The organism is Paenibacillus sp. FSL H8-0168, from assembly GCF_038592955.1.
GTDB classification, from domain to species: domain Bacteria; phylum Bacillota; class Bacilli; order Paenibacillales; family Paenibacillaceae; genus Paenibacillus; species Paenibacillus polymyxa_B.
Genome location: NZ_CP151948.1, coordinates 3,922,848 through 3,941,274, shown reverse-complemented (window position 1 = coordinate 3,941,274; position 18,427 = coordinate 3,922,848). Strand labels below are relative to the sequence as shown.

Genomic DNA, 18,427 nt, shown 5'->3' with positions numbered 1-18,427 from the left:
GTAAGCTTTGATAGAATCATATGAGTAATGAAAATGAGAATCATTATTAACAGGAGGAATATTGTGAGTTATTTTAAATTTAGAGCATCAGCTTGTTTGTTCATCATTTCGTTAATGCTGGTATTGAGCGCATGCGCTACAAGTGGGGGTGGGACTGTAACAGAAAGCGGTCAATCGACTGCTTCCAAGACCACATCAACCGGGGATGAAGCTGCCACGCGTACATATGAAAGTGATAAAGGTACAATTACTCTTCCTGAGCATCCCCAGCGTGTCGTAGTGGCAGTCGGTGATTATGTAGGTGATGTGCTAGCACTTGGTATTACACCTGTAGGGGCTCCAGACACTGTATTTGATGCTCCATATTATAAAAAATATTTGAATGGTGTTGCAAATATCGGTGACAGTTCCGCATTATCCCTTGAAAAGGTGATTACCCTGAAGCCGGATCTGATCATTACCTATGATGAGAAAGCATATGAAAATCTGAAAAAAATAGCGCCTACAGTGTTTATCCCATATGGTAAATATCAATATAAGGACCGTTTGATGGAGCTGGGCAAAGTGTTAAACAAGGAGCAGGAAGCGAAAAATTGCCTGGCTGACTTTGCAACCAAGATTGCTGAGAAGAAACAGGCTTTGTCTGACGTCATTGATTCGGGTAAAAAAATAGCTATTTTTGAGATTACAGGAAAAGAATTATATCTATATGGAAAATCTTATGGACGTGGAGGAGCCATACTTTATGATGAGCTGGGACTTCATGCTCCTGCGAAGGTAGAAAAGTCAGCGTTCGAGAAGGGGTGGGCCAGCATTTCAATAGAGGCTTTACCGGAGATGCTGGGCGATGCCGATTTTTTAATGTTGGGTATTCGAGGCGACGGAGCAGACCAAGGAAAAGATATTTTATCTAAAAGTGTGTGGAAGAACCTTTCTGCCGTTAAATCAGGTAAAGTATATCAATACTCAATCGATGATTTTTATTTTCAAGATCCGATTGCTCTGACTTATCAATTAGAACTCATATCTGATTTTTTGGTTTCCAAGAAGTAACAATATGATCTTGCAGCTCGATAGGCTAGCATTTAGATGTATGTAGGAGCTAGGGGAAGGTGACTACCTTCCCTTTTTCTGTTATTCTAAGGGAGGATATGCTGGGGATTCTGGGCTTTTTGGTATAATTTTTTTTGTTAAAAAAATAAAATTAGTGTCAGACGTCTATCCTGCAACAATTTGCAAAATGGATACGTCTGTAATATTGCAGGGAGAGGGGGATCCTTTGTGGTAGAGCAGGGACTCATTCGAGCCGCTCAATCGGGCGATCGCGACGCTCTCATTACCCTATTAAGAGAGATAGAACAGCATGTGTACCGTACGGCATATTACATTCTAAACAATGAGCAGGACGCCATGGATGCTTCACAAGAAGCCCTCATACGGATCTATTCCAAAATTAACTCTTATGAGGAAAAAGCGCAGTTTAAAACCTGGGTCCAACGCATTGTAACGAATATATGCATCGACAAATTCAGAAGAACGAAGCCCTCGGTTTCCATTGACGAGCACGACATGATATTCAACGATCCCCAAAACGTGGAGGTCGAGGTGTTGACCTCTTATATGGCACAGGATGTTCGTGAGGCTATACAACAACTTCCGGAGCACCACCGGACGGTAATTGTCTTAAGATATCTGCAGGATTTTTCCTATAACGAGATTGCAGATTCTCTGGATTTGCCGCTAAATACGGTCAAGTCATACTTATATCGTGCAAGACAGCAATTGCAAGGGCTACTTCAGGAATATCAGAAAGGTGGTGTATCAGGATGAAGTGTGGGGAAGAGGTGATGGATTGGATGCAGCGTTATGTGGATCATGAGCTGGGCGAAGAAGAAACGTCCCAATTAATGAACCATATTGCGACTTGCCCGGACTGTGCGGAAAAATTTCTTATTCTTCAGACACTCTCTCGCGAGCTGGAGGAATTGCCTGCGGTTTCCCCGGCGTTCAGCCTGGTGGATTCCATCATGCCTCAGCTTGATGCCATTGACCGCGCACGTGAAGAGCAGGGAAGTGCGCTTCAGGAAATGCAGCCTGTGGCTGTAGAGCCTGGACCAGTGCCTAGACAGCGTACCCAGCCTACACCTTGGTGGAATCGAATGGCTGGGCGCGCTGCTATGGGCGTGGCTGCCGCTGCTGTTGTGCTGGGGATTGTAGTATTTAACTTCGAGCCTAAAACAGTGCAGGATGCGGAAGGCATACTTACAACCCAGACGCCCGAAGTGACGAATCCGCAAAATCAGACGGAAATTACAGATACAGCCAATGGCAGTGGAGGTCGTGATGCAGCCATTGGTTCGGATTCTACACAGCAGCCGTCAGAGCAGGGGCAAGGAACGGATGCATCTCAGCCACCTGCGGATAAAGAACCTGACCTGAGCAAACAAGGTGCAACCAATGCAGACGATGAAAAGAACTCTTCCAAACGGGATGCTGGGAAACGTGACGATCAGCGAGCTGGGGAGGAAGATTCGACGAAGTCTACACCAGCTGAACATTCTTCTCGTCAGGATGCAGGGCAGGGACAGCTACGTACGGATCGTCAGCTGGCAAAGGAAAATCCGTCTGCTGCAGATGCTTCTAAATCTGAGGACAAACAGTTAAGTCAGGAAAAATCTGATCAACCCACGATTGCTCCTGATGAACAGTTAGAACCGAAAATGGAAAAAGCACCCCTAGCGGGTACGGGTACCGCTCAGGATAATAATAATGGTAACACAAGTACGAATGATTCTTCTTCGTCGCTTAGTCAGGATTTGAAGGTACAGGATCGAATTGCGTCAAATGAAACGTCGAAAGACACGACTTCCAAAAGCATCACTAAGGATTCGGGGAATGCCTTGGGAACGGATAGCAGCAATGCAGCTTCTAATGATCAGCAATCATCCGTGTCACAAGACCCAGTTCGTAAAGAAGGCTTTGTATCTAATTCACTGGTCTCTCCAGACAACGATAATGCTTCCAGCTATAGTGCCCAATCCGGCTCTACAGATCAGCTCAACTCGCCTGATGGTAGCTATGCGGTGGCTATTGAGGGCAAAAAGCTGAAAGTGTATAAGCTTTCCGATAACGGTGTAGACCGAACAACCCTGGAAGTCCGTACTTTAAAAGGTGCTTGGGTCAAAGGAAGCTGGTCAGAAGACAGCCAGACCTTTATGTATGAGACGGAGCAGGATGGGACAGCGAGTAAATATACGTACACCGTCCCGCGCAGCACTGGAAAATAGTTTCCGTAAGTTGACACACTTTTAAAAACAGAGAATAAACTATATGAACCGACGTCGTATCCCGACGGCCGAAAGTTTCTAGAGCTTTCTGCTGCCGTGTTGATATAGATGGTGGTGAAGGGATCCTGCCTATAGGCAGGGTCCCTTCGTTTGTATCATGACTTGCCTTCCGTTCGGATGTCGGGTACGATCAGTGGGTGGGGGGAACGGAAAATGGATGTAAAAACAGCCTCTAAGGCTATTCGCAAAGGCGACATTTCGCCAGTGTATTTGCTATACGGCAGTGAAAAATATCAAATGAAGCAGTTTGTTGAGATGCTTAAAGAGAAAGTGGTGGAAGAGGAGCACCGTGACTTCGCCATCATTCCTTATGATTTAACCGAAACGCCCATTGAGGTGGTCGTGGAGGAGGCGGAAACAGCGCCTTTTCTGGTACCAAAGAAGCTGATTATTGTACGGGATACCAGTGTATTTGCAGCAGGCAAAGATAGCGGTAAGATAGAGCACCGGCTTGAGACGCTGTTGACTTATATGGATAACCCGACTGACTATAGCGTCATCGTTTTTACGGTTCAGGCTGAAAAGTTGGATGAACGGAAAAAGATTGTCAAAAAACTGAAAAGTGATGCTTCGGTTATTGCTTTTGCTCCAATGGGTGGAGATGATCTTGTGGCTTGGATTCATAAGCGTGCAGGAGAAAGAGAAGTGCAATTGGCTGCAGGAGCTGCTGAAAGCCTCATTCAATTCACAGGTACCGGGTTGCAATCCTTGGCTGCTGAGATAGACAAGCTCTGCTTGTACGCAGGAGCACAGGGAACCATCTCATCCGCTGATATAGAATCCCTGGTGCCTCGTAACACAGAGCAAAACGTATTTGCGATGGTTGAGGATCTGGCTAATTTGCGGCTGGATAAGGCACTCAGTATTTTCTATGAGTTGCTTAAGCAAAAAGAGGAACCGATCAAGATTGCCGCTTTAATCACGCGCCAGTTCCGTATTATGTTGCAGGTCAAAGAGCTGGCAGGTCAAAGCTATTCCCAGCAACAAATTGCGAGTCAGCTTAGTTTGCATCCTTATGGGGTGAAAGTTGCAGGAGACCAAGCGCGGAGGTTTCGCCCTGAGCAGCTGCGTCAGCTTCTCTACGAATTGGGCGAGCTGGATTATCATATGAAAACAGGTGTCGTTGACAAGGTACTGGGACTAGAACTATTTTTGATGAAAATGGGTGCCGGGGCTTCAATCTAATTCCCCCCATGTGCTGTTATAGAGTCAGCTAATGTATCGTGAAAAGCTGACTCTATAAATTAATAAAAGTTATAAACTAAAAAAACCTGATCAGCCAAGGCTGGTCAGGTTTTTTTCATTAACGTATGAAAGTAGCTCTTGCTTACGCTTGAGCTGTAAGAGCGTTAAGTTTTTTCGCCAAGCGGGATTTCTTGCGAGCAGCTGCATTTTTGTGGATCAGACCTTTAGTTACAGCCTTGTCCAGCTTTTGGGAAGCTACTTTGAAAGCAGCAGCAGCAGTTTCAGCTTCGTTACCTACCAACGCTGTATCGGCAGCTTTTACTGCTGTACGAAGCGCAGATTTTTGGGAAGCGTTCAACGCGCGGCGTTTGTCGCTAGTTTTAACGCGTTTGATAGCGGATTTGATGTTTGGCATTACATTCACCTCCTGTAAAGGCATTACTTATGAACACAAACGTTTCACAACTTAAAATATTTTAGCATGCCACACCTCAAATTGCAATAAGAAAACATTCTGAGGCGATGCGAATTACAGGATGAAAATGGATGTGCATAAACCTGTTGGGTGTCTCGCACACTATAGTCAAAGATGGTATCCAAGGAGGCTTAAAAGATGGATCTGGATTTGCAGAAGTATGCGGTACGCACGGATTTGGCATTAGAGGCAAGAGAACTGGCCGAACGGGATCAGCCTGTACCTTTGGCGGGCATAAGTGAGAACGTGGAGGAAGATAACGGAATCAAAATCACACGGCTGGATGTACTGAATGAAGAAGGAGCCAACCGTATTGGGCGGGTACAAGGACATTACGTCACGCTAGAAGTACCCGGCTTGCGTGAAGGCGACACGGGGCTCCAGCAACGTGTCGCTATTGCATTTGCAAAAGAAATGGAGCATTTTATACAAAAAATAGGAATCTCTAATACGGCAAAGGTACTGGTGGTAGGTCTGGGCAACTGGAACGTCACTCCCGATTCGCTGGGTCCGCTTGTCGTTGAAAATTTAATGGTGACTCGTCAATTTTTTGAACTGACACCTGATCAAATCAACCCGGGCTATCGAGATGTGAGCGCAATTGCACCGGGCGTCCTGGGTATTACGGGGATCGAGTCCAGTGAAATTGTTCAAGGCATCGTGGATCGCACAAAGCCAGAACTGATTATTGCCATTGACGCTCTGGCGTCACGTTCACTGGAGCGTGTCAACACGACCATTCAGGTGGCCGATATCGGGATACATCCAGGTTCAGGTATTGGCAACAAGCGGCGCGGTATCACCAAGGATATTATGGGCGTTCCGTGTATCGCTATCGGCGTACCAACGGTATGCTACGCTTCGACCATTGTCAATAACGTAATTGAACTGATGAAAACACATTTTACCAAAGAAAAGGCTTCTACAAAAGCAATCCTGGGGATGCTGGACGATATTTCAGAACCTGAGAGACTTGGGCTTGTGAGAGAGGTCCTACAACCGCTGGGGCATGATCTGATTGTGACTCCTAAAGAGATTGATGAATTTATTGAAGATATCGCGAACATCATTGCTACTGGATTGAACGCTGCTCTGCACGAAGCTGTTGATCCTGGCAATGTCGCCGCATATACGCATTAATCAAGGGTTGATAAAATCGTATTTCATACACAAAAGTCTCTATTTAACAGGAATCTAATCTCTTTCAAAAAGGGAGGTGATATACCTGTAGTAGAGATTTTTTGTGTTCTAGCAATTGTTCTCCGTTCATAGAGTTGAAGTATAAGAGATTTCCGTAGCAGATAGGAACCCTATGTTCCTAAATAAAGCGGGTTTCGACGGGACGAAGGAGGACAAGGCTCACATGAAAAAAATTCAGACCTGGAACGTCGGAAGATGGAGAAGAAAAGGTATCGAAATTTTGGCGATGGGACATACGCTTGTGCTGCTGATCATGGGCTCGGCGCTTTTATTTGTCGTTTTGGGGCTAGGGGGATTGGCAGAAAATCGTCTACAAACCTCTCCTGTTTCTTCCATGAAAGGATTGGCAGGTTCGGTGTCCAGCGGTTTTTTCGCGGATATGCTAGGTATGGAAGTACCTCATTTGGCACAAAAGAAGCAGCAATCTTCGTTGTCGGGTGAACAATGGTCGCCTTTTGTTTTTCAGATGCTTACAGGTATTAATCCGCAGGACCCTAAAAGTCTCATTTCTCGTGAGATTCCTGGTATGTCTGCAGGAGCACCTGTCTTGCTGCGCAAGGGTTCGGGGAACACCAAGGTAGAGGGTCCTACGGATTATCAGCCCGATCAGGGGACGACGGATGCCCCTGGTGGCTCAGATACATCTGAGAATCCACCAACTACTACGCCGGATATTCCGACAACACCGGAAACAGACCCGGTACGTGAGGATCATCCAAGTGATACAGCCAAAGGGGACAAGCGTATATTAATCTACCATTCTCATCCCAGAGAAGCATATAACCCACTACTCAGCAAAACCAGTTCCAATCCTAATTCAGGTTCTAAATCAGCTAATGTGTCAAGGGTAGGGGACTTTGTAAAGAAGAGGCTGGAAAAGCAAGGGATATCCACGTTGCATGTAAACAAGGATTATGCCACTACAGTTCAAAATTACAATTGGAACTACTCCTATAAATATTCACGCGAAACAGTCAAGGAAGCTTTAGCTGGAAATAAAGGTTTAACTTATTTACTTGATATCCATCGGGATTCACAACGTCACGGAAAAACAACAGCAACCATTAATGGGCTTTCCTATGCCAAGGTATATTTTATTATCGGGCATGACAACAAAAATTGGCGCGAGAATGAAGCTTTTGCTGCTCGTATTCATGAAAAGCTGGAAAAATCGTATCACGGCGTATCACGTGGTGTATGGGGGAAAGATGGTGGCAAAGGCAACAACGGTGAGTACAATCAAAGCTTGTCTTCCCACAGTATTTTGATCGAAATCGGAGGTGTTGACAACACCGAGGAGGAGTTAAAACGTACCTCGGACGTTTTGGCGGACATGATCGGTGAAGTGTATTGGGAAGATCAGAAAGCTCAGAAAGCGGGCACTAACGTATCGGATACAAAAAAGAGCAACAGCGGCAATTAAATGAGGTAGCGGTAAGGGGGAAGGGGAATGTCTGGACATTTTCGTAAGAAAGCACTTGGATTTGTACTGCTCATGGGGGCAGGTATTCTACTCGGTATGCAACTGGCAGGATCTGGCCTGCGTTCAGTGTATGGACCGGAATGGAATGGGGATACGATTCAATCGGTAAATCAACAGAAAGTCGGATATGAACAGACGGTTATTGAGGATACACCCGCAGTTAACACTCGTGCATATAGCGGTACGTATAGCACAAGTGGAAATGTTAATGTTGAGCCGGCAACGGGAGTGGGTATAAACGAAGCTACTGGAAGGGAAGAAAATGAGGAACAGACGGAGCACGGGGCATCCAGGTGGTATTCGACGACTGTGCAGCATGTCAATACTCAGGGCCTGGAGACACCGCGTGAACTGCTGGCCGTCAAGGAACAGCAAGCCTCGGTGGATACCATGGCGGACAAAACAGCTGGGTTGCTTCAAAACCTGTCGAGACAGGGCATTCGATGGGTCGTATCTGTATTTGACGGAGTAACAGAATAGAAATATTGCTGACCCCCCTTACAACTGCTATAATAAGCTGATTGACACTAGGCATTGTGTGGGGGTAAGGCATGACTGACATTTTGGCAAGACAACGTAAAATTCGGAACTTTAGTATCATTGCACATATAGACCATGGTAAATCCACGCTGGCTGACCGGATTTTAGAATATACCGGTGCACTCACTTCTCGTGAAATGCAGGAGCAAGTGCTTGACCAGATGGAACTGGAACGGGAGCGCGGAATTACGATCAAGCTCCAGGCAGTGCGACTCACTTATAAGGCCGATGACGGCGAAGAGTACATTTTGAATTTGATTGATACACCGGGACACGTCGATTTTACGTATGAGGTATCCCGTAGTTTGGCGGCCTGTGAAGGTGCTTTGCTGGTAGTAGACGCCGCGCAGGGAATCGAGGCACAGACGTTGGCTAACGTATATTTGGCGTTGGATAACAATCTGGAGATTTTGCCGGTGCTTAACAAGATTGATTTGCCAAGTGCTGATCCTGAGCGGGTAAAACAGGAAATCGAGGATGTTATCGGCTTGGATACAAGCGAGACCGTACATGCTTCAGCCAAAGCTGGAATCGGTATCAAGGAAATTTTGGAGCAGGTGGTCAGAAGTGTACCTGCTCCGCAAGGTAATCCGGATAATCCGCTCAAGGCACTCATTTTCGATTCGCACTATGATCCTTATAAAGGCGTTATCGTATATGTTCGCGTCGTGGATGGTAGTATCCGAGCCGGTTCGAAAATTAAAATGATGGCGACTGACAAAACGTTTGAGGTTATTGAAGTTGGTGCTTTTATGCCGCGTATGAACATCGTGGACGAGCTGAATATCGGTGATGTTGGCTTTATCGTTGCCGGAATTAAGCATGTGGGCGATACGCGTGTCGGGGATACGGTGACAGATGCAAAAAAACCAACATTAGAACCGATGCCAGGTTATCGCAAAATAAATCCGATGGTTTATTGCGGTCTGTATCCAATCGAAACATCGGAGTATAACGATCTGCGTGAGGCGCTTGAAAAGCTACAGTTGAACGATGCTTCGCTCAGCTTTGAGCCAGAAACATCAAGCGCGTTGGGTTTTGGCTTCCGTTGTGGATTCCTTGGTCTGCTTCATATGGACGTTATTCAGGAACGGATTGAACGTGAATTTAACATTCCGCTGATTACAACAGCACCAAGCGTTATTTACCGCATAAAGTTGACGAATGGGGAAACGATCCAGATCGACAATCCATCGAATTATCCGGAAATCGGACGGATTGAACATGTGGAAGAGCCTTATGTAAAAGCAGGTATTATCGTCCCTAATGATTACGTAGGTACGGTGATGGAGCTTTGTCAAACCAAGCGTGGAGAATACGTAAATATGGAATACCTGGATACGACACGGGTAACCATTACGTATCAAATTCCGCTGTCTGAAATCGTATATGATTTCTTCGATCAGCTTAAATCAAGTACCAAAGGCTATGCTTCCTTTGATTATGAGATTTCAGGCTATCGCCAGTCCAACCTGGTGAAAATGGATATTTTGTTGAATGGCGAGCAGGTCGATGCGCTGTCGTTCATCGTGCATAGAGATCGGGCTTATCATCGCGGACGTATTATCTGTGAGAAGCTGCGCGAGCTCATCCCGCGTCAAATGTTCGAGGTGCCGATCCAGGCATCTGTGGGAACAAAGGTTGTGGCGCGTGAAACCGTTAAGGCGATGCGTAAAAACGTCTTGGCCAAATGCTACGGCGGCGATATTTCTCGTAAACGGAAGCTGCTTGAAAAGCAAAAAGAGGGCAAGAAGCGTATGAAGCAGGTCGGTAACGTAGAAGTACCACAGGAAGCATTTATGGCGGTACTGAAAATAGATGAGTAAAGCCGCTTGAATCAGCAGCATCGTATTGAATTCGATACATCAGAATTGTGTATATGAATTGAATACACATAAGCAACAACAGCATGATCCTGTAGTAGCTTAGGTACAATTACTCTGTGAGTACCCTAAGGTATTACGATCCGCTTGATTCCAAGCGGTATTCGTCCATTCTTTCATGGGGCATTTGCCGTGCATGGAGAATGGACGTTATTTATTTGAGCAAGCTATCCAGAGATGGAGTGTTTGTTATCTCAGTTGCAAAAATAGTATAACAACAGCATCTTTAGCGTATTTCTAAAGATGCTTTACTCTTACTGCAACACCTACACCACAAAAAAATGACCGATGTTGGTACAGCAGGGGAGTGGTTCATTTGAATCTGGAGTAACAGCGATCAGAAGATCAAAAGGAACACGAAGCGGTTGAACACGACTCGGCGCATTTTTTCACTATTCCCTGAATTGACAAGGAGGATCGGTATGACCGCATCCATACAAAAACATGAACATTCATCCGCCCCTCAAGCGGTTTACCTGCATATACCTTTTTGCACGAATAAATGCTTTTACTGTGATTTCAACTCTTATGTGCTCAAGGATCAACCTGTTATGGAATATCTGTATGCACTGGAACGGGAGATGGAATATACAGTCAAGCTTCACCCGCCAGGAGAGATTAAAACCATTTTTGTCGGGGGTGGAACACCAACAACCCTAAACCCGAAGGAAATGGAATATTTTTTGAAGAGTGTCCGAACCTATTTCCCACATTGGGCGGAAGATATTGAGTTTTCCATGGAAGCCAATCCAGGCACCACTGATTTTGAAAAACTCTCTGTGATGAAAGAAGGCGGCGTCAATCGACTGAGCTTTGGTGTACAGGCTTTTCAGAATGAGCTACTCACAGGCATAGGTCGTATTCACAGTACAGATGACGTATATCGTAGTTTGGAAAACGCCCGTAAGGTCGGCTTGGACAACTTGTCGATTGACCTGATGTTTGGTTTGCCGAATCAAACGGTGGACATGCTGCATGAAAGCGTGAGTAGAGCACTAGAGCTGGAGCTTCCTCATTACTCTATCTACAGCTTGAAGGTTGAAGAAAACACGCTCTTCCACACGCTGTATCAGAAAAATCAGCTACCGCTTCCACACGAGGATGATGAACTGGAAATGTATTTACTTCTCATGCGTCGCATGAAAGAAGCGGGTTATGAGCAGTATGAGATTAGCAATTTCGCAAAACCAGGTTTGGGGAGCAAGCACAACATGACCTATTGGCGAAATGAAGACTATTACGGTCTCGGCGCAGGGGCACATGGATATGTTGGCAGAGAGCGTCATATGAACATTAAGGGTATTAACCCTTATGTGGAGGCTAGTCGTAATGGTTTGCCACGTCTGGATAGCTTTGAGGTGCCAGCGGCGGAAGCTATGGAGGATTTTCTTATGGTCGGTTTGAGAATGCTAGAGGGCGTTTCTAAGTCCCGCTTTGAAGCTCAATTCGGTCAGGCGCTAGAGGATACATTTACTGCTCCTCTCGGAAAAATGCTTAATGCCGGGTTAATCGAATCCATTGAGGACGGTTATCGCTTGAGTGAACGCGGCATTTTATTCGGAAATGATGTATTTGCAGAGTTCATCGGTTCTATCACGGTAAATTCATAAGTCGTAGGCTTCAGTACAGTACGTTTCAACTTTATAAGCTGGGACGATCATTTTATAACACCATTCTGTCATAGCAGGGTAAATGGAGTATTGCGATTCTATGCGTTATGTTGTATATTTATTCATTATATGCGGCAAGCGGCAGGAGGAGAGCAAGATGGCTTCAGTGTGTAAAGATGTATTGTGCAGAAGTGCGGTTCCTGAGGATGTGGAGCCTTTATATCAAATGATTAGCGGCTATGCAGAGCGGGGGATTATGCTGCCACGTTCGAGGGAAGTGCTTACGCGCCAACTGGAGCTGTTTATTGTTGCAGAGGTGGACGGCGAAGTTGTTGGTTGTGGTTCTTTATGCAAATTGGGCGCTGATCTGGTAGAGATTCGCTCCCTTGGCATCTCTGAGGGACACAAAGGTATGGGTATTGGCTCCAAGCTCGTGGAGGGCCTTATTATAGAAGCACGGCGGCAACGTATTCCTAAAATTATGGCATTGACCTACGAGGTCTCCTTTTTTATAAAAAACGGTTTTGATGTAGTAAGCAAAGAGATTTTCCCTGAAAAGGTATGGACCGACTGCATTCACTGTAGTAAACAAAACAATTGTGATGAAATCGCAGTGTTGAAAGTACTGAACTGACCTGTCAATAATGAGGTCAGTTCTTTTTTCCTCAGGACCTAATCATGCGTATATTATACAGCCTACATTGTTTAATCCTGATTCATTTCTCATATGTTTTGAGCAACCACCAAATGAATTGATGATGAGGCTCCAGTTCGGAAGGTATTCCATTCAGGCTTCTTATGGGATGGTCCTTATGATAATCAGTATCATTATAAAAGTATGCAGTGCCGTCTAATGGAACTCGGTGTTTATATTTATACAAGGCGACAACATATCTTTCAGACGCTCCGCTTCTGCTTGGACTATATGTATATCCTTCCCAACCGGCTAGTGTTAAATCATCGTAATGTTGTATTGCCGATATACTGTATTTTATTTGCTTGGGAATACTTGGACTGAATTCTTGAGGGTAAAACAAAATGGTATTCCATATGCTTAAAAGTATTGTAGGAACCAAGATTAAGGCACAACACAGGGGGCTTAATTTACGAATTAAATGGATGACTGAAATAATAAGGGCTGCATTCAGGATGAAAACCAATGGCAAAGCAACTATTCTTCCTAGTCCTGTATACGGAAACAACTCAATTAAAATCTGAAACATACAAATTGTAGGTAAAAGTGCGATCGATGCGTATAAAAGATTGCGGCGATTAGTTCTCAAATTTAATTCCTCCTAAAGGACAAAGAAGCTATAATGGTATGGAGCCATAGTCTCGAATTTTTCTATTTTCTGTGTCACTATACATAAATACGGTTTTTATACGCTGGATATTGAGATTTTTCGTGAAAAATCGTAAACGTTGTGGATTCATTCCAGTAAACTAAACTGTTGTGATAAATCTTGTTTATTGAAAATACTGATCTGACTTGACAATGATCAGGTCGGTTTGGTATTTTTGTATTAACGGTTAGCACTCATCGCGAACGAGTGCTAATGATTCCATTTAACAATCATGCTATTATGGATAAACAACAAGGGGGGATTCGCTTGTTAACCGAACGTCAGAGACTCATTCTGAATGCGATTATTGATGACTACATTCGTTCGGCTGAGCCAGTGGGTTCCCGCAGCATATCCAAAAGGCAGGATGTCGGATTCAGCCCGGCCACGATCCGTAATGAAATGTCGGATTTGGAGGAACAGGGCTATCTGGAGCAACCCCATACTTCAGCGGGACGCATCCCGTCTCATAAAGGTTATCGTTATTATGTGGACCATCTGGTGCCACTGAATACGCTGAAGCCTATGGAAATGCGGGAACTGAAAGCCTTTTACGCCGAAAAGCTGAATGTAATGGAGCAAGTGATCCAGCATGCGTCAGGCATTTTGTCCCATATGACCAATTATACTTCCATCCTGCTTGGGCCGGAGGTTTTTCATACTTCATTGCGTCATTTTCAGCTGCTGCCGCTCAACGAAACGACGGCTGTGGCGATAATCGTGACCAATACCGGTCAGGTGGAGAATAAAACGGTAGATATTCCACCGGGAATTTCGATTTCCGAGATGGAGAAGGTTGTGAATTTACTGAACAGCAAGCTGGTCGGTGTGCCGATTTATCAGCTTAAATCACGTCTTTACACCGCACTTGGTCAGGAGATGGAGAAGCATGTGTCTCATTTTGAGGACGCTATGAAGGTGCTGGATAAAGCACTGGATAATGAATCGGATCAGCGCTTGTATTTGAGCGGTGCGACGAACATGCTCAATCAACCTGAATTTAAAGATGTAGAAAAGGTTAAACATATTCTCGATCTGCTGGAGGAAACACCAACGCTACTTAAACTAATGACACCTGTTGCCGGAGCACCTGAAATTCAAGTCCGCATCGGCACTGAAAATGATCATGAGGCGTTTGCCAATTGTAGCCTAATTACTGCTACGTATGCAGTAGACGGAGAAGCGTTGGGCACTATAGGCATACTGGGTCCGACACGGATGGAATATGCGAGAGTTATTAATATTTTGGGTATCCTGTCTAAGGATTTGACCGCAATGCTAACGCAGCGGTTTAAATAGAACAAGACCGCATAGGTTGCGGTACTACATGTTCCGCGCCGGGATACGGCTTGTATCCTGCGCGGGTGCATTGTTGCGTGTTTTTGTAAAGGTAGTTATGACTTGAAGGAGGTGAAACATTTTGAAGGAAGAACAAGCTTTCCAAGAAGAAAAACAACAAAATGTAAGCACAGAGGAAGCCGCCGAAACGAGCCAGCAGGAAGAGCCGGTTAATGAAGCGGCGGCACTGGAAGACCAAGAAAGCGAAACAGAGCTGACTAAGCTTCGCGCTCAGGCGGAAGAGCATCAGCAACGGTTTTTACGCGCTCAGGCGGATTTTGATAATTTTCGCCGTCGTACGCTGAAAGAAAAAGAAGACCTTGCCAAATATGCATCTATGAAGCTGGTTACCGAGTTGGTACCTGTTTTGGATAACTTCGAGCGTGCGCTGGCAACAGCACCGCAAGGAGCGGAGTCTGAGTCATTCAGCAAAGGCGTGGAAATGATTTTCCGCCAGTTTGAGAGTGTGCTTCAGGCAGAGGGAGTAACGGCCATGAATTCGGTGGGACAACCGTTTAATCCTGATTTCCATCAGGCTATTATGCAGGTGGAGAGCGAAGAGCATGAGGAAGGCATCGTCGTTGAAGAGGTACAAAAAGGATACATGCTGAAGGACAAGGTGCTTCGTCCAGCGATGGTAAAAGTGAGCATGTAGCTTTTTCAATATACATTAGAAATACATCATTTTGATTCAACCATTCTGGCCTGCGGGCCTCGTATATACAGAAGGAGGAATTGTCCGATGAGCAAAGTAATCGGTATTGACTTAGGTACAACCAACTCTTGTGTGGCTGTTATGGAGGGCGGCGAAGCGGTCGTTATTCCAAATCCGGAAGGCGCACGCACAACCCCTTCCGTTGTTGGCTTCAAAAAAGATGGAGAACGTACTGTAGGGGAAACGGCAAAGCGCCAAGCAATTACGAACCCAGATCGTACAATCATGTCCATCAAGCGTCACATGGGTACAAATCATAAAGAAAGCATTGACGGCAAGGAATATTCCGCACAGGAAATTTCCGCTATGATTTTGCAAAAGCTGAAATCCGATGCTGAAGCTTACCTGGGACAAACGGTTTCTCAAGCTGTTATCACTGTTCCAGCTTACTTCAATGACGGTCAACGTCAAGCAACCAAGGATGCAGGTAAAATTGCCGGTCTGGAAGTTCTGCGGATTGTCAATGAGCCAACAGCAGCAGCATTGGCATACGGTATGGAAAAATCCGAAGACCAAACGATCCTCGTGTATGACCTCGGTGGTGGTACATTCGACGTATCCATTCTGGAACTGGGCGACGGTTTCTTCGAAGTTAAAGCAACAAGCGGCGATAACAAGCTGGGTGGCGATGACTTTGACCAAGTGATTATTGATTATCTCGTAAATGAGTTCAAAAAAGATCAAGGCATTGACCTGAGCAAAGATAAAGCTGCTGTACAACGTCTGAAAGATGCAGCGGAAAAAGCGAAAAAAGAACTGTCTGGCGTACTGACAACGACGATTTCTTTGCCATTTATCACAGTAGCTGATGGCGTTCCACAGCATTTGGAGTTGAACCTGACTCGTGCGAAATTTGAAGAATTGTCTGAAGGTCTGGTAGAACGTACTTTGGGACCTACTCGTCAAGCGATGAAAGATGCAGGCATGAGTGCCAGCGACATCGACAAAATCGTTCTGGTCGGCGGTTCCACACGTATTCCGGCTGTACAAGAAGCAATCAAAAAGCTGACAGGTAAAGAACCTCACAAAGGCGTAAACCCTGATGAAGTGGTAGCTTTGGGCGCGGCAGTTCAAGCGGGTGTACTGACTGGTGATGTGAAAGACGTCGTTCTCCTTGACGTAACTCCACTGTCCCTCGGTATTGAAACTGCAGGTGGCGTATTTACTAAAATGATTGATCGTAACACGACGATCCCTACGAGCAAATCGCAGGTATTCTCGACGTATGCCGACAATCAGCCTAGCGTAGAAATTCACGTGTTGCAAGGTGAACGTGAAATGGCAGCAGGCAACAAAACGTTGGGGCGTTTCCAATTGGGAGATATTCCACCAGCACCACGTGGTGTACCACAAATCGAAGTTACCTTTGATCTGGATGCGAACGGTATTGTGAACGTATCCGCTACAGATAAAGGCACAGGTAAAAGCCAAAAAATTACGATCACATCTTCGAGCGGCTTGAGCGATGAGGAAGTAGAACGTATGATGAAGGATGCCGAGTTGCATGCGGAAGAAGATAAAAAACGCAAAGATTTGGTAGAAGCGAAAAACGCTGCGGATCAACTGATCTACTCCGTAGACAAAACGATTAAAGATCTGGGCGAAAAAGCGGATGCAGGCGAAGTCGAAAAAGCAAATGCAGCTAAAGAAAATCTGCAAAAAACGCTGGAAACCGACAACCTGGAAGACATCAAAAAAGCTACTGAAGAACTGACTGAAATCGTTCAGCAATTGTCTGTGAAGCTGTATGAGCAAGCTGCTCAAGAAGCACAGGCTCAACAAGCTCAAGATGGTGCAGCAGACAGCAAAGGCCGCGACAATGTGGTTGACGCGGACTATGAAGTTGTTGACGAAGACCAGAAGAAAGACTAAGCTACGGATCGGGTATGTGGTAGCTTTACGGTACACCGATGCGTTATGATATACTGAATAGTAATTGCAGCGTAGCTGCCTTGATAAATAACAATTAGCCGAAGGGTAACAGTTATTTCCAAGATAAATAAGCATATTACGGGTTGTACTGCCTTGAAATGATGGGAAGGTCAAAGCCGGGTCATCCCGTGCCTTTGGCTTTCCTTTTATATGTAGTGCAGACACGTTGTAGGCATGGGGGTGGAACATTGGCTGATAAGCGTGATTATTATGAGGTGCTGGGCGTCGCGAAGGGCGCTTCGGATGAAGAAGTCAAAAAGGCTTACCGTAAGCTTGCGCGTCAGTATCATCCGGACGTGAACAAGGCTGCGGACGCGGAAACTAAATTTAAAGAAGTGAAAGAAGCTTACGATGTTCTCAGCGATGGTCAGAAGCGGGCAAGATACGACCAGTATGGTCATGTAGACCCGAACCAGGGCATGGGAGGCGGCTTCGGTGGTGGCGCCGACTTCGGTGGCGGGTTTGGCGATATTTTTGATATGTTCTTTGGCGGCGGCAACGGTCGACGTGATCCGAATGCACCGCAACGTGGGAACGATCTTCAATATACGATGACGATTGAATTCAAGGAAGCGGTGTTCGGTAAAGAAACCGACATTCATATTGAACGTACGGAAACATGTGATACGTGTCACGGTACGGGAGCCAAAGCGGGTACTCAACCACAAACCTGCTCCGTCTGCCACGGCAGCGGACAGGAAGAAGTGGTGCAGAATACACCGTTTGGTCGTATGGTTAATCGACGCGCCTGCTCCAATTGCGGCGGTTCCGGTAAAATCATTAAAGAAAAATGTACGACTTGTAGCGGTTCGGGTCGGGTACGGAAGCAACGTAAAATTCATATCCGCATTCCAGCGGGTGTGGATGACGGCGCACAAATGCGTATTAACGGTGAAGGCGAAGGCGGTGTCAACGGAGGACCGGCAGGTGACTTGTACGTCGTGTTCCGTGTGAAATCGCACGACTTCTTTGAGCGTGAGGGAGACGATATCTATTGTGAAATTCCGCTGACGTTCTCACAGGCAGCATTGGGAGATGAAGTCGAGATCCCGACGTTGACCGAGAAAGTGAAGCTGAAAGTTCCAGCAGGTACGCAAACAGGTACTTACTTCCGTCTTAAAGGAAAAGGTGTGCCAAAACTGCGTGGCGTAGGTCAGGGTGACCAGCATATTAAGGTCGTTGTGGTAACGCCTAGTAAGTTGAGTGAGGAACAAAAGGATTTGCTGCGTCAATTCTCTTCGCTTAGCGGAGAGCAGACACATGAGAATGAGCAGTCTTTTTTTGACCGTGTAAAGCGCGCCTTCCGAGGCGACTAAGCCCAATTAGGAATCGCGGAGCTTCAACCATGAATCAAAGGAAACTATTCCGTAATTGCG

At 45.7% G+C, this 18,427-nt stretch carries 16 protein-coding genes; 14 read left to right on the top strand and 2 right to left on the bottom strand.

The window, feature by feature from the left end:
- Positions 1-63 precede the first annotated feature (63 nt).
- The 4 genes from MHI21_RS17335 (at position 64) to holA (ending at position 4,532) form a co-directional block, all read left to right on the top strand.
- Entirely contained in the window at positions 64-1,053 is a 990-nt protein-coding gene (locus MHI21_RS17335; RefSeq protein WP_342418591.1) for an iron-hydroxamate ABC transporter substrate-binding protein, read from the top strand.
- 228 nt (positions 1,054-1,281) lie between these two features.
- Positions 1,282-1,830, top strand: coding sequence for a sigma-70 family RNA polymerase sigma factor (locus tag MHI21_RS17330; protein ID WP_013311184.1), 549 nt, complete (start codon positions 1,282-1,284; stop codon positions 1,828-1,830).
- Entirely contained in the window at positions 1,827-3,287 is a 1,461-nt protein-coding gene (locus MHI21_RS17325) for an anti-sigma factor (RefSeq protein ID WP_342418590.1), read from the top strand. Before MHI21_RS17330 ends, MHI21_RS17325 begins: the two co-directional genes overlap by 4 nt.
- 213 nt (positions 3,288-3,500) lie before the next feature.
- On the top strand, positions 3,501-4,532 hold the full coding sequence (gene holA, locus MHI21_RS17320) for a DNA polymerase III subunit delta (protein WP_029515366.1): 1,032 nt from the start codon (positions 3,501-3,503) through the stop codon (positions 4,530-4,532).
- Positions 4,533-4,674: 142 nt separating this feature from the next.
- On the opposite strand, the gene rpsT is transcribed toward holA, so the two are convergent.
- Complete coding sequence (gene rpsT / locus MHI21_RS17315) at positions 4,675-4,947, bottom strand: 30S ribosomal protein S20 (protein WP_013311181.1); 273 nt, start codon at positions 4,945-4,947, stop codon at positions 4,675-4,677.
- A 198-nt stretch (positions 4,948-5,145) separates the two neighbouring features.
- Between rpsT and gpr the strand changes: the two genes are divergently transcribed.
- From gpr to MHI21_RS17285, 6 genes are all read left to right on the top strand, one after another.
- Positions 5,146-6,147, top strand: a complete 1,002-nt coding sequence (gpr, locus tag MHI21_RS17310) for a GPR endopeptidase (RefSeq protein ID WP_039272306.1) — start codon at positions 5,146-5,148, stop codon at positions 6,145-6,147.
- Positions 6,148-6,370: 223 nt separating this feature from the next.
- On the top strand, positions 6,371-7,630 hold the full coding sequence (locus tag MHI21_RS17305) for a stage II sporulation protein P (RefSeq protein WP_342418589.1): 1,260 nt from the start codon (positions 6,371-6,373) through the stop codon (positions 7,628-7,630).
- A 27-nt stretch (positions 7,631-7,657) separates the two neighbouring features.
- The gene (locus MHI21_RS17300) at positions 7,658-8,170 is read left to right on the top strand and encodes a hypothetical protein (RefSeq protein WP_342418588.1); all 513 of its coding nucleotides are present in this window, start codon (positions 7,658-7,660) and stop codon (positions 8,168-8,170) included.
- 71 nt (positions 8,171-8,241) lie between these two features.
- Positions 8,242-10,056, top strand: a complete 1,815-nt coding sequence (lepA, locus tag MHI21_RS17295) for a translation elongation factor 4 (protein ID WP_342418587.1) — start codon at positions 8,242-8,244, stop codon at positions 10,054-10,056.
- A 479-nt stretch (positions 10,057-10,535) separates the two neighbouring features.
- Complete coding sequence (gene hemW, locus MHI21_RS17290; protein WP_342418586.1) at positions 10,536-11,723, top strand: radical SAM family heme chaperone HemW; 1,188 nt, start codon at positions 10,536-10,538, stop codon at positions 11,721-11,723.
- Between the two features lie 157 nt (positions 11,724-11,880).
- Positions 11,881-12,357, top strand: a complete 477-nt coding sequence (locus MHI21_RS17285; RefSeq protein WP_013311174.1) for an N-acetyltransferase — start codon at positions 11,881-11,883, stop codon at positions 12,355-12,357.
- 82 nt (positions 12,358-12,439) lie between these two features.
- On the opposite strand, the gene MHI21_RS17280 is transcribed toward MHI21_RS17285, so the two are convergent.
- A complete protein-coding gene (locus tag MHI21_RS17280; RefSeq protein ID WP_342418585.1) occupies positions 12,440-13,006 on the bottom strand; it encodes a hypothetical protein in 567 nt (188 codons plus the stop codon).
- Positions 13,007-13,333: 327 nt separating this feature from the next.
- On the opposite strand from MHI21_RS17280, the gene hrcA reads away from it, so the two are divergent.
- The 4 genes from hrcA (at position 13,334) to dnaJ (ending at position 18,367) form a co-directional block, all read left to right on the top strand.
- Entirely contained in the window at positions 13,334-14,365 is a 1,032-nt protein-coding gene (gene hrcA / locus MHI21_RS17275) for a heat-inducible transcriptional repressor HrcA (RefSeq protein ID WP_013372178.1), read from the top strand.
- Positions 14,366-14,486: 121 nt separating this feature from the next.
- Positions 14,487-15,059: a nucleotide exchange factor GrpE gene (gene grpE / locus MHI21_RS17270; RefSeq protein ID WP_013311172.1), complete on the top strand. Its 573-nt coding sequence runs from the start codon at positions 14,487-14,489 to the stop codon at positions 15,057-15,059.
- Between the two features lie 87 nt (positions 15,060-15,146).
- A complete protein-coding gene (gene dnaK, locus MHI21_RS17265; protein ID WP_013311171.1) occupies positions 15,147-16,991 on the top strand; it encodes a molecular chaperone DnaK in 1,845 nt (614 codons plus the stop codon).
- 248 nt (positions 16,992-17,239) lie between these two features.
- Positions 17,240-18,367 (top strand): molecular chaperone DnaJ, encoded by a 1,128-nt coding sequence (dnaJ, locus tag MHI21_RS17260; RefSeq protein WP_220025626.1) that lies wholly within the window; start codon positions 17,240-17,242, stop codon positions 18,365-18,367.
- Positions 18,368-18,427 lie beyond the last annotated feature (60 nt).